11 protein-coding genes are annotated in these 13,350 nt (G+C 31.7%); 7 read left to right on the top strand and 4 right to left on the bottom strand.

The window, feature by feature from the left end:
• The first annotated feature begins 154 nt into the window (after nt 1-154).
• The 4 genes from HMPREF2706_RS10110 (at nt 155) to HMPREF2706_RS10095 (ending at nt 4,519) form a co-directional block, all read left to right on the top strand.
• Nucleotides 155-1,132 carry an ABC transporter ATP-binding protein gene (locus HMPREF2706_RS10110; protein WP_030063472.1) on the top strand — a complete coding sequence of 326 codons (978 nt, stop codon included), beginning with the start codon at nt 155-157 and terminating at the stop codon, nt 1,130-1,132.
• On the top strand, nt 1,125-2,639 hold the full coding sequence (locus tag HMPREF2706_RS10105) for an ABC transporter permease/substrate-binding protein (protein ID WP_002433273.1): 1,515 nt from the start codon (nt 1,125-1,127) through the stop codon (nt 2,637-2,639). Before HMPREF2706_RS10110 ends, HMPREF2706_RS10105 begins: the two co-directional genes overlap by 8 nt.
• A gap of 146 nt (nt 2,640-2,785) precedes the next feature.
• Nucleotides 2,786-3,841, top strand: a complete 1,056-nt coding sequence (hisC, locus tag HMPREF2706_RS10100; RefSeq protein WP_049428777.1) for a histidinol-phosphate transaminase — start codon at nt 2,786-2,788, stop codon at nt 3,839-3,841.
• Between the two features lie 144 nt (nt 3,842-3,985).
• Nucleotides 3,986-4,519 carry a 5' nucleotidase, NT5C type gene (locus HMPREF2706_RS10095; RefSeq protein WP_002433463.1) on the top strand — a complete coding sequence of 178 codons (534 nt, stop codon included), beginning with the start codon at nt 3,986-3,988 and terminating at the stop codon, nt 4,517-4,519.
• 174 nt (nt 4,520-4,693) lie between these two features.
• Here the strand turns inward: HMPREF2706_RS10095 and HMPREF2706_RS10090 are convergent, their stop codons facing one another.
• The 4 genes from HMPREF2706_RS10090 to HMPREF2706_RS10075 form a co-directional block, all read right to left on the bottom strand.
• Nucleotides 4,694-5,620, bottom strand: coding sequence for a diacylglycerol/lipid kinase family protein (locus tag HMPREF2706_RS10090; RefSeq protein ID WP_002433375.1), 927 nt, complete (start codon nt 5,618-5,620; stop codon nt 4,694-4,696).
• A gap of 143 nt (nt 5,621-5,763) precedes the next feature.
• Nucleotides 5,764-7,269: a peptide MFS transporter gene (locus tag HMPREF2706_RS10085; protein WP_030064705.1), complete on the bottom strand. Its 1,506-nt coding sequence runs from the start codon at nt 7,267-7,269 to the stop codon at nt 5,764-5,766.
• Between the two features lie 320 nt (nt 7,270-7,589).
• Nucleotides 7,590-8,090, bottom strand: a complete 501-nt coding sequence (gene queF, locus HMPREF2706_RS10080; RefSeq protein ID WP_002452724.1) for a preQ(1) synthase — start codon at nt 8,088-8,090, stop codon at nt 7,590-7,592.
• Between the two features lie 14 nt (nt 8,091-8,104).
• On the bottom strand, nt 8,105-8,971 hold the full coding sequence (locus tag HMPREF2706_RS10075) for a DMT family transporter (protein ID WP_002433090.1): 867 nt from the start codon (nt 8,969-8,971) through the stop codon (nt 8,105-8,107).
• Between the two features lie 787 nt (nt 8,972-9,758).
• On the opposite strand from HMPREF2706_RS10075, the gene nrdI reads away from it, so the two are divergent.
• The 3 genes from nrdI (at nt 9,759) to nrdF (ending at nt 13,306) form a co-directional block, all read left to right on the top strand.
• Complete coding sequence (gene nrdI / locus HMPREF2706_RS10070) at nt 9,759-10,157, top strand: class Ib ribonucleoside-diphosphate reductase assembly flavoprotein NrdI (RefSeq protein WP_023350668.1); 399 nt, start codon at nt 9,759-9,761, stop codon at nt 10,155-10,157.
• Nucleotides 10,120-12,225 (top strand): class 1b ribonucleoside-diphosphate reductase subunit alpha, encoded by a 2,106-nt coding sequence (nrdE, locus tag HMPREF2706_RS10065; RefSeq protein WP_049428772.1) that lies wholly within the window; start codon nt 10,120-10,122, stop codon nt 12,223-12,225. Before nrdI ends, nrdE begins: the two co-directional genes overlap by 38 nt.
• Nucleotides 12,226-12,337: 112 nt before the next feature.
• Nucleotides 12,338-13,306 carry a class 1b ribonucleoside-diphosphate reductase subunit beta gene (nrdF, locus tag HMPREF2706_RS10060; protein ID WP_002433452.1) on the top strand — a complete coding sequence of 323 codons (969 nt, stop codon included), beginning with the start codon at nt 12,338-12,340 and terminating at the stop codon, nt 13,304-13,306.
• Nucleotides 13,307-13,350: the final 44 nt, after the last annotated feature.

Raw genomic sequence — 13,350 nt, 5'->3', positions numbered from 1 at the left:
TTTGATTCATATACTATTTTTAATAAGTGTAGAAAATTTAAAAAATTCAATAATATAAAGCTTAATAAAATGTTATTTTCTCATTAAAAGTGATTTAATAGGGAATATAGATTAAAAATTGTCTACTTTTAGTAGAATGAACGAAGGTGAAATTGTGATTAAATTTAAGAATGTTACGAAACGATATGGGAATAATACAGCAGTAGATAATGTAAGTTTTAATATCAAAGAAGGGGAATTTTTCGTGTTAATTGGACCATCAGGGTGTGGAAAAACGACAACACTTAAAATGATTAATCGCTTAATTCCATTAAGTGAAGGATATATTTATTTTAAAGATAAACCTATTAGTGATTACCCTGTATATGAAATGCGTTGGGACATTGGATACGTCTTACAACAAATTGCTTTATTTCCACATATGACTATAAAAGAGAATGTTGCACAAGTACCTCAAATGAAGAAATGGAAAGATAAAGATATCGATCAACGTGTAGACGAATTATTAAATATGGTTGGTTTAAAGCCTGAAAAATTTAAAAACCGAAAACCTGATGAATTGTCAGGTGGACAGCGCCAACGAGTAGGAGTGGTAAGAGCTTTAGCAGCAGATCCTCCTGTTATTATTATGGATGAACCATTTAGTGCCTTAGATCCTATAAGTAGAGAAAAATTACAAGATGATTTAATTGAGCTACAAACTAAAATTAAAAAGACTATTGTCTTTGTTACACATGATATTCAAGAAGCAATGAAATTGGGAGATAGAATTTGCCTATTAAATGATGGTCATGTTGAACAAATTGATACACCACAAGGTTTCAAAGATCATCCTCAAACTGACTTTGTAAAACAATTTATGGGAAGTCACCTTGAACAACAATCTCAAAACAGACTGACTAATATAAAAATTAAAGAATTAAATATACATCGTCCTTTAGAAGGAATGTCAGATACATCAAGTTATCCTGAAGTGAATGAGAATCAGAAAGTAGAGGACATTTATCATCTTCTAGCACAAACAGATGCTGTTATTGTTAATGATAGTAACAATCAAAATCAGTATTTACTAAAACGTGAAGACATCTTCAACTATTTAGCTGAAAGAAAGGAGAACGTCACACATGCATGAGTTTCTAAATACGTTAAGTGATAGAAAAGGACAACTTCTTTCTACGATTATTGAACACATCCAAATTTCATTTATCGCATTATTAATTGCAACTATTATTGCAGTACCTTTAGGAATACTATTAACGAAAACTAAAAAAATATCAGAGATTGTAATGAATATCGCTGCGGTATTACAAACTATCCCTTCTCTAGCATTATTAGGTCTGATGATACCAATATTTGGGATTGGACGAGTGCCTGCAATCATTGCTTTAGTTGTATATGCATTACTGCCTATATTGCGTAATACATACACTGGTATAGAAGAAGTAGATCCATCTTTAGTTGAAGCGGCTAAAGGTATTGGCATGAAACCAATTAGAAGACTTACGAAGGTAGAGCTACCTATTGCGATGCCTGTTATTATGGCAGGTATACGTACTGCAATGGTATTAATTATCGGAACTGCTACTTTAGCAGCACTTATTGGTGCTGGTGGTTTAGGGGATCTTATTTTACTAGGTATAGATCGTAATGATAGTTCACTTATTTTAATTGGTGCGATTCCAGCAGCGTTATTAGCTATTATTTTCGATTTAATATTAAGATATATGGAGAAGCTTTCATATAAGAAAATAATAATTACTCTTGGTGCAATTGTACTAGTTATTTTATTAGCAATTGTAATTCCACTGTTTGCACAAAAGGGTGATAAGATTACACTTGCGGGTAAATTAGGTTCAGAACCTTCAGTTATTACTAACATGTATAAAATCTTAATTGAAGATGAAACAGATGACACTGTTGATGTTAAAGATGGGATGGGTAAAACATCGTTCTTATTTAATGCCTTGAAATCTGATGATATAGATGGTTATTTAGAGTTTACGGGTACTGTGTTAGGTGAGCTTACTAAAGAAGACTTAAAATCTAAAAAAGAACCAGCAGTATATCAACAGGCAAAGACAAGCTTAGAGAAGAAAGATCACATGACGATGCTTAAACCAATGAAATATAATAATACGTATGCGTTAGCAGTTAAACGAGACTTTGCAAAGAAAAATAATATTAAGACGATCGGCGATTTACAAAAGGTTGAAGATAAACTTAAACCAGGATTTACATTAGAATTTAACGATCGTCCTGATGGTTTTAAAGCCGTTAAAAAGGCTTATAATCTTAATATTTCTAATGTGAAAACAATGGAACCAAAGCTGCGTTATACAGCTGTTGAAAAAGGAGACATTAATTTAATCGATGCGTATTCAACAGATGCTGAATTAAAACAATATAATATGGTTGTGTTGAAAGACGATAAACACGTATTCCCACCTTACCAAGGTGCACCAATGTTTAAAGAAAAATTCCTTAAAGAACATCCTGAAGTTAAGAAACCACTGAATAAATTAGCTGGAAAAATTACAGATGAACAAATGCAAGAAATGAACTACAAAGTAACAGTTAAAAAGCAAGATCCTTATAAAGTAGCCAAAGATTATTTGAAAAAAGAAGGGTTAATTAAATAATATTTATTGAATTCCTGACACGATGAAATGTCAGGAATTTTTATTTATCAGCCATTAAAGGTTCATTGATTTTAAAATGCATTATTGTTTATAATTAATATTAAGTTTTTGAAAATTTCAGTCAATTTAGAGGGGGATGCTCAACTATGAAAAGTCAGTTAAATCAATTATGTGCATATGAACCTGGTCTTTCTCCAGAAGCATTAAAAAAAGAGTATGGTATTGAGGGTGAATTATTCAAATTAGCATCAAATGAAAATTTATATGGACCTACGCCAAAAGCCAAAGAAGCAATCAAGCAACATTTAGATGAGCTATATTATTATCCCGAAAGTGGCTCACCAAGTCTAAGAAAAGCTATTAGTAAACATTTAAATGTCGACGAATCACGTATTTTATTTGGGGCCGGCCTTGATGAAGTAATATTAATGATTTCAAGAGCGGTGTTAACACCTGGAGATAAAATTGTGACGAGTGAAGCTACTTTTGGACAGTACTATCATAATGCTATCGTCGAGTCAGCCGAGGTTGTTCAAGTTCCACTTAAAGAGGGTGGGTTTGATCTAGAAGGTATCCTACAAAGTATTGATGATCATACAGCTCTAGTTTGGTTATGTAATCCTAATAACCCAACTGGTACATATTTTGATCAAGAAACGCTAAATGATTTCTTGGAACGTGTGCCGAGTCATATTCCGGTATTAATTGATGAAGCGTATGTTGAATTTGTAACTGCACCAGATTTTCCTAACACTTTAGAGTTACAAGAAACATTTGAGAATGCTTTTTTACTGCGCACATTTTCTAAAGCTTATGGCTTGGCTGGATTAAGAGTAGGTTACGTAGTTGCTTCTTCTGATGCTATTGAAAAGTGGAACATCATTAGACCACCATTCAACGTTACTAGAATCTCAGAATATGCAGCAATTGCTGCACTAGAAGACCAAGCGTATTTGAAAGAAATTACTCATAAAAATGCTATAGAACGTGAGAAATTTTATCAAATTCCTCAAAGTAAGCACTTTTTACCAAGTCAAACTAATTTCATCTTTGTAAAAACCAACAATAGTAAAGCGTTATATGATGAGTTACTAAAGGTAGGATGTATTACTAGACCTTTTCCGGATGGTGTAAGAATTACGATTGGATTTCCTGAACAAAATAAGAAGATGTTAGAAGTATTAAAAGACTTCAATTATTAAGATGTTCTAATATTTATATATTTAAAAGTTAAAAGGGTGTAGTGCAGAATGAAGATTTTTGAATGAATACTGTGCTACACTTTAATATTTGCTATACTAAATCATGTATTTAAGTTTCAAAATCATTAGGGAGTGTACTTTAGAATGTCTCGAAAGAAAATAGCTATAGATATGGATGAAGTCTTAGCTGATACGCTAGGTGAAATTATTGATGCAGTAAATGAGAGAGCAAATCTTGGGATTTCCATCGAATCTTTAAATGGTAAAAAATTAAAACATATGATGCCTGAACATGAAGGATTAGTGACTGAAATATTAAGAGAGCCAGGTTTCTTTAGACGTTTGAAAGTGATGCCACACGCTCAAGACGTAGTTGAAAAATTAAATCATCATTATGACGTATATATAGCTACAGCAGCAATGGATGTGCCAACATCATTTCATGATAAATATGAATGGTTATTAGAATTCTTCCCATTCTTAAACCCACAACACTTTGTATTTTGTGGGAGAAAAAATATTGTGAATGCTGATTATTTAATAGATGATAATCCAAAGCAACTTGAGATTTTTGAAGGTAAATCAATTATGTTTACAGCATCTCATAATATAAATGATGATAGATTTGACCGTGTAAGTGGTTGGAAAGACGTTGAAGATTATTTCTTAGGTAACTAGAATTTCTTTATAAAACATATAAACGGCAACTTCTAATTGTTATTTCAATAGAGGTTGCCGTTCACTATTATTCAAAACTTTATGTTTTCTTATTTAAAATTGATTTATATTCATGAAGTTGCGAGTAAATAATTAACTTTATTTAAATCAAATACTTAGCCTAAATAAATCAACTTATGATTTACCAAATTCTGGAAAAGTAAGAAGTTGTATTGCTTTAGGTAAAACTTCAATTTCAATAGGTGTTTCTAAACTAATCTCACCATCTATATCGACTTTCATATTAGGTTCAGTGGATAGAGAAATATGTTGACCTGGAATATGGTCTATGCCCTCAGTAATTTCATTCCAATTCATACTATCTCTTTTCTTAAAAATATCATTTAAAATACTAAAACTTTGATCATCGAATATAAACGTATCAACTTTTCCATCTTGAGGAGAGAGGTCAGTTAAAGGAACGCGTCCGCCACCGATATTTGGGCCATTAGCTATAAGAAGCATAGAGGTATTACCAGTTTCTTCTCTTCCATCAACGTTGAGCTTAAAGTTGAATTTACTAGGATTCATTAGTGTTTTTACTGTTGATCCAATATAACTTAGCTTGCCAAAAACATCCTTAGAACCTTCTTGGACATTCTCAGCATTTTGAACTATTAGCCCTAAACCAACAAAGTTAAGGACAAATGTATCATTAACTTTCATTACATCATATGAACCAACTTGTGCTGAAAGTAATTGGGAACTTGCATTTTTAAAGTTAGAGTCTAAGTTTAATGTTTTAGTGAAGTCATTAAATGTTCCACCTGGGATAATACCCACTGGTAATTGTAAATCGTGTTGCATGACACCGTTTACCAGTTCATTAACAGTACCATCTCCACCTAAAATAAATAATATATCTATTTCTGAACCATATTTATCATTCTTAATAGATTCACAGTATTTGATAATGTCGCCTTCGTTTTCACTTAACTGAATTGATAAGTGCTTACACATTGAACTAAGTGATTTAGTCACCTCACCAAGTCCTTCATATATATCTTTTAAGCCACTATGTTCATGATAAAACAAGACACCATGGTTATATTTATTTTCCATTTTGAATGCCTACTTTCGTAAAATTCTCTTAGTTTAAGGGTTACCCTTTTTCGAGTAACAAAAGCAAATAATTAGAAATTATAACTATTATAAAATAAAAAAACCACAAGTCGAAAATAATCGACTTGTAGCTAGAGATACGATTAACGAATGCCTTTCATCGCTTTTATAATTTTAGGACTGAAAGCAAGAATAATAAATGTAATTATAGCTGTAGTAACACCTAAGAAAATGAAGTAATTCGTTTGACCCAATGGATCTATTAATTTAACTAATGTACCATTAAATGCTTGAGCAGATGCGTTTGTTAATAACCATAAACTCATCATTTGAGCATTGAATGCTTTCGGTGCTAATTTTACTGCTGCACTATTACCAGTAGGAGAAAGACACAACTCACCAACGACACATATGATGTATGAGAGAATTACCCAGTTTACTGAGAAATGCGTGTTTCCGTAAATATTACCAATAATACCCATCATAATATATGATGCGCCAGCCATTAAAGCGCCTATAACAAATTTCATTGGTAGGCTAGGTTGACGTTTACCTAATTTTTGCCAAACTGCAGATACGACTGGTGCAAATAATAAGATAAACAAAGGATTTATTGATTGGAAGATGGCTTCACCGAAGTTTGTTTTCCAACCAAATAAATTTAATTTCATATCTGAATGCTCTATACCATAAATATTTAATACGTTAGAGCCTTGTTCTTGTATTGCCCAGAAAAGCATACCTAAAATAAATAAAGGAATAAAAGCTTTTACACGTGAACGTTCAATATCAGTTACTTCTTTACTACGAATCATAGTAGTGAAATAGATTATTGGTAATGCAATACCTAAAACGAGTACTGAATTACTAACTAAATCGAATGATAATGTATGAGTTATGTAAGAAATGATAACTACTATCGCTATAACTACTGTAATCATCGCTATAATTATACTGTATTTTTTCTTTTCAGTTGGTGATAGTGGATTTGTTGGTTTCATGCCTACACTACCTAAATTTTTGCGATTAAATAATACGTACCAAACTAAACCTAATGCCATACCAATAGCAGCAATTAAGAATCCGCCATGGAAGTTTTTAACATTAATGAAGTGTTGCAAAATAATAGGTGAAACAAGTGCGCCAAAGTTAACAGACATATAGAAGATTACAAATCCTGCGTCCATTCTCACGTCATTTTGTGGATACAAACGACCTACAATATTTGAAATATTTGGCTTCATTAAACCTGAACCAACAATAATAAAGAACATAGAAGCGAATAGGCCAAACATTGCAAATGGTAAACTTAAACAGATATGTCCGATAATTATTAAAACTGCACCTATTAAAGTTGCACCACGTGTCCCTGTAATTCTGTCCGCAATCCAACCTCCTGGAATAGAAGACATATATATTAAAGCCCCGTATACAGACATGATAGACATTGCCGTAGTTTTATCGATTCCAAGTCCATGATCTTGTATCGCAAAATACATATAAAAAATAAGCATCGCTCTCATGCCGTAGTAGCTAAAACGCTCCCAAAACTCTACGAAAAAGAGTACGCCTAAACCTCGAGGATGCCCAAAGAATCCATGTTGAGGTATTTCTTGAACTGCTTGCTCATGGGAATTATTCGTTGTCATAATATCATCCCATCCTTTCTTCCCCTAATACCATATTTAATTGTTTAAAAACGATTGTACTATTGTAAATAATAAGTTTCAACAATTTTCAAAAAATAAAAATAATATGAATATTCAGTCAATTTATAGATTTTACTACATTTATAAGATAATATGTGTCTTTATTTGATTAATTATAAGCATGTGTAGAAATAAATCAATATAAATAAAATACGCTTTAACGCGTCAAAGTGCAATACTTTTTTTATCAAATTTGAAAATAATTTTTTATAACAAAAATCCTCCATTAAACATTTAATTTTAATGGAGGATAGTGGTATTTATCGATTATCAATCTTTTCAGGATACATATCGTGATTCATCAAACGATGTTCAGCCATCTTTTCATATTTAGAATTAGGACGGCCATAGTTTGTATATGGGTCAATTGAGATGCCACCTCTAGGTGTGAATTTACCCCAAACTTCAATATAATGAGGATCCATAAGTTCAATCAAATCATTCATAATTATATTCATACAATCTTCGTGGAAGTCACCATGGTTTCTAAAGCTAAATAAATATAGTTTCAATGATTTAGATTCAACCATTTTGACATTAGGGATATATGAAATATAAATTGTTGCAAAATCTGGTTGGCCTGTAATAGGACATAACGATGTAAACTCTGGACAATTAAATTTGACGAAGTAGTCACGACCTTGATGCTTGTTATCAAAGGTTTCTAGAACATCTGGTCTGTAATTAAAATCATACGTATTGTTTTGATTTCCTAGTAAAGTAATATCTTGAAGTTCATCTTTTTGACGTCCTTGTGCCATTTAATTTAGCTCCTTTAACTTTCTTTTATATTTGATTCTCGTCGTGCCTTTTCAAACATATAGTAACTTGCGCTAATAATAACAACATAACCTAAAGTAGCTAACATATCTGGTGTTTCTCCGAATAAGATGAAACCAAATAATGCTGTGAATATTATAGAAGCATATGTGAAGATTGAAATGTCTTTAGCAGGCGCAAAGCTATATGCAAGTGTGATACCTATTTGTCCAACAGCTGCAGATAAACCTGCACCAAGCAAGTATAAAACTTGGACAGTTGTCATAGGTTCAAATGTGAAAATTGAGAATGGTATTAAGACAACAACTGAGAATAATGAGAAATAGAATACAATTGTATAAGGTTTTTCACGTGTACTAAGTGCACGAACACATGTGTAAGCTGACGCAGCAAATATACCTGAAAATAAGCCGGCTATTGATGGAATCACTGATGATGAAAATTCAGGTTTAACAATGAGTAACATACCTAATATAGCGATAATCATCGCTGATATTTGATATTTACGAACCTTCTCATGTAAAAAGATTAAACTTAGGAGAATTGTCCAGAAAGGATTCAATTTCATTAGTGTATCGGCATCACTAAGTACCATATGGTCAATAGCGTATATATTCAGTAATACTCCTATGAGACCTAGTGTAGAACGTGAAATCAATAAAGGTTGGCTACTCAGTTTACCAAATATAGGTTGCTTATATTTTATGATAAAAAATAGAGGTATAAACATAGCTACTAAATTTCTAGCTAAAGATTTTTGGAAGACAGGTAAGTCTCCAGCAAGTCTGAAGAATACAGACATAAAACTAAATCCAATAGCAGAAATTAAGATAGCAATAATACCTTTTACTTTTGGATTCAATATTATCGCCTCAATACAATAAGTTTAACGTAACTATATTAGCATAAATAAAGGAGCTATGCATGAGTACTTGCAAATTAAAAAGAGACGTTTTATAATAATCACACGAACACATGTTCTGTTAGTAAGTGCTAGACTATTAAGCAACTCAATTGTGGGTAATGAAAGTGATTAATATTCAAATTGGTATATATATGTTGCATACTATCATATTGAGATTTTACCAGGTCACACAATGAACAGGTACGTCTAAATTTTAGTAAAATGCAAGCAAAGAAACTTGAAAAAATTTTTTTATTCAGAATATTAGTCTTTAAACACGTAGTGGTGCACTTTCTAAAAATTTTAGTTTTTTCGTCATTAAACTTTAACTTTCATTAAACATTCTACTTATGTATAATGAAACACAGAATATAGTATGAACTTTTAAAACCAAACACTATATATAGTGTTTGGAGTTTAAAAGTTCATACTGGGAAATTAATAAATTTTAATGCAAAATCACACTAATTCAAATGATAAATCATTGCAAAATTAGTAATCAGTTACAAATAAAGCAATTTATCATTTAGTATTATTTAAGTTTTAAGTACTATATGTAGTGGTTATAAACTTAAAGACATACTAAAGGCATTAAAATAAATTTTCTTTTACAAGAAATAAGAATATTTAGAAATTAAAAATCAAAACGGTTTACACCTCTATAGTAGTGGTGCTTTTATTTTTTGAGTTTGTGAATGCTCAATATAGACACGACAACTAAAGATTGAAGAAAGAAGGTGATCCAATGAAAGTAGTATATTTCTCATTTTCTGGAAATGTTAGACGTTTTATAAAGCGAGCAGAAATTGATGACACGTTAGAAATTACTCAAGACAATTGTACGGAACCAGTAAATGAACCATATATCTTAGTTACTGGCACTATTGGATTTGGAGAAGTGCCACAACCTGTTCAATCTTTTTTAGAAGTTAATCACGCTCAATTACAAGCGGTAGCTGCAAGCGGAAATCGTAATTGGGGGCAAAATTTTGCTAAAGCAGGCCGTACAATCTCAGAGGACTATGATGTTCCTCTACTTATGAAATTTGAAGTACAAGGTACGAACAATGATGTAATTGAATTTAAGGATAAGGTGGGTAATTTCAATGAAAACCATGAACGAGAAGAAATACAATCATATTGAACTAAATAATGAAGTAACGAAGCGGAAAGATAATGGTTTCTTTGATTTAGAGAAGGATCAGGAAGCATTAAAAGTTTATCTTGAAGAAATCCACGATAAAACAATTTATTTCGATGATGAAATTGAACGTTTACATTACCTTGTGGATAATGACTTTTATTTCAATGTATTTGAGAAATACTCTGAAGAAGAATTACGAGAAATTACTGAATATGCTAAGTCAATCTATTTTCAATTCGCTAGCTACATGTCTGCAAGTAAGTTCTATAAGGACTATGCTTTAAAAACAAACGATAAAAGTCAATTTTTAGAAGACTATAATCAACATGTTGCAATTGTTGCCCTTTATTTAGCTAATGGTGATACTAAACAAGCAAAACAATTTATTTCTTCTATGGTTGAACAACGTTATCAACCAGCAACGCCTACTTTCTTAAACGCAGGTCGTGCACGTCGCGGTGAGCTCGTTTCATGTTTCTTATTAGAAGTTGATGATAGTTTAAATTCTATTAACTTTATTGATTCAACAGCGAAGCAACTAAGTAAAATTGGTGGCGGTGTCGCTATTAATTTATCAAAATTACGTGCCCGTGGAGAGGCAATCAAAGGTATTAAAGGTGTTGCTAAAGGTGTATTACCAGTAGCTAAAGCACTTGAAGGTGGATTTAGTTATGCCGATCAATTAGGTCAAAGACCTGGTGCAGGTGCTGTATATTTAAATATTTTCCATTATGATGTGGAAGAATTTTTAGATACTAAAAAGGTCAATGCTGATGAAGATTTACGTTTATCTACAATTTCAACAGGTCTTATTGTTCCTTCTAAGTTCTTTGATTTAGCTAAAGAAGGTAAAGACTTCTATATGTTCGCCCCACATACTGTAAAACAAGAGTATGGTGTGACATTAGATGATATTGATTTAGAGAAATATTATGATGATATGGTTGCTAATCCTAACATTGATAAGAAGAAAAAAGATGCACGTGAAATGTTAAATATAATTGCACAAACTCAACTACAATCTGGTTATCCGTATTTAATGTTTAAAGATAATGCAAATAAAGTACATGCCAACTCCGATATTGGTCAAATTAAAATGAGTAATTTATGTACAGAAATTTTCCAATTACAAGAGACATCTATTATCAATGACTATGGTACACAAGATGAGATTAAACGTGATATTTCTTGTAATCTTGGCTCTCTAAACATTGTTAATGTTATGGAATCAGGTAAATTCAGAGATTCTGTTCACACTGGTATGGATGCACTTACTGTAGTGAGTGATGAAGCTAATATACAAAATGCTCCAGGTGTTAAAAAAGCTAATAGTGAGTTGCACTCAGTAGGTCTAGGTGTAATGAACCTTCATGGATATTTAGCAAAAAATAAAATCGGTTATGAGTCTGAAGAGGCGAAAGACTTTGCTAATATATTCTTCATGATGATGAACTATTATTCTATAGAACGTTCAATGGAAATAGCTAAAGAACGCGGAGAAAGCTATCAAGATTTTGACCAATCAGATTATGCTAATGGCAAATACTTTGAATTCTATACTTCACAAGAATTTGAGCCACAATTTGAAAAAGTTCGCCAGCTATTCGATGGTTTAGATATTCCAACATCAGAAGATTGGAAAGCTCTACAAAAAGAAGTAGAACAATATGGTCTTTATCATGCTTACCGTTTAGCTATTGCACCTACTCAAAGTATTTCATATGTGCAAAATGCAACAAGCTCTGTAATGCCTATTGTAGATCAAATTGAGCGTCGTACTTATGGAAATGCTGAAACATTTTATCCAATGCCTTTCCTATCACCTGAAACAATGTGGTATTACAAATCAGCATTTAATACTGATCAAATGAAATTAATCGATTTAGTTTCAACAATACAAACACATGTAGACCAAGGTATTTCAACAATTCTATATGTAAATTCAGAAATTTCTACACGTGAACTTTCAAGATTATATGTTTACGCACACTATAAAGGACTAAAATCACTTTATTATACACGTAACAAATTACTTAGTGTAGAAGAATGTACAAGCTGTGCAATCTAATATTTTAAATTAAATAAAATGCTAGAAATTTCAATCACTGCTAATTATGTTTATCATATTTAGTGTGGTTGAAATTCTCTATGCAATACATAATAATGACAGGAGGATTTACATGAAAGCGGTCAACTGGAACACCCAAGAAGATATGACGAATATGTTTTGGCGTCAAAACATCTCACAAATGTGGGTCGAAACAGAGTTTAAAGTTTCAAAAGATATAGCAAGTTGGAAAACATTGACAGATTCTGAAAAAGAAACATTTAAAAAGGCTTTAGCAGGATTAACAGGGCTAGATACTCATCAAGCAGACGATGGAATGCCTTTGATTATGTTACATACGACTGATTTAAGAAAAAAAGCTGTATACTCATTTATGGCTATGATGGAACAAATTCACGCTAAAAGTTATTCTCATATCTTCACAACATTACTTCCGTCTAGTGAAACGAACTATTTGTTAGACACATGGGTAATTGAAGAACCTCATTTAAAATATAAATCAGATAAAATTATCGACAACTATCATAAGCTTTGGGGAAAAGAAGCATCAATTTTTGATCAATATATCGCAAGAGTATCAAGTGTATTCTTAGAAACGTTCTTATTTTACTCTGGTTTCTACTATCCGCTATACCTTGCTGGTCAAGGTAAAATGACGACTTCTGGTGAAATTATTCGTAAAATCTTATTAGATGAATCAATTCACGGTGTTTTCACTGGTTTAGATGCTCAAAGCTTACGCAATGAGCTGTCAGAGAGTGAAAAGCAAAAAGCAGATCAAGAAATGTATAAGTTATTAAACGAACTTTATGATAATGAAGTATCTTATACACACTTATTATATGATGATATTGGTTTAACTGAAGATGTACTTAACTATGTTCGTTATAATGGTAATAAGGCTTTATCTAACTTAGGTTTTGAACCTTATTTTGAAGAACGTGAATTTAATCCAATTATCGAGAATGCTTTAGATACATCTACTAAGAACCATGACTTCTTCTCAGTAAAAGGTGACGGCTATACGTTAGCATTAAATGTTGAAGCGTTACGAGATGAAGACTTTGTATTCGATGAATAATAAATATTAACCTAATAAGAAGAAAAACCTTTAGTTTGCAATAC

It is taken from the genome of Staphylococcus sp. HMSC067F07 (genome assembly GCF_001837405.1).
In the GTDB taxonomy this organism is placed as follows: Bacteria; Bacillota; Bacilli; order Staphylococcales; family Staphylococcaceae; genus Staphylococcus; species Staphylococcus capitis.
The sequence above is the reverse complement of the archived record's forward strand: the minus strand, read 5'-3'. Positions and strand labels throughout refer to the sequence as shown.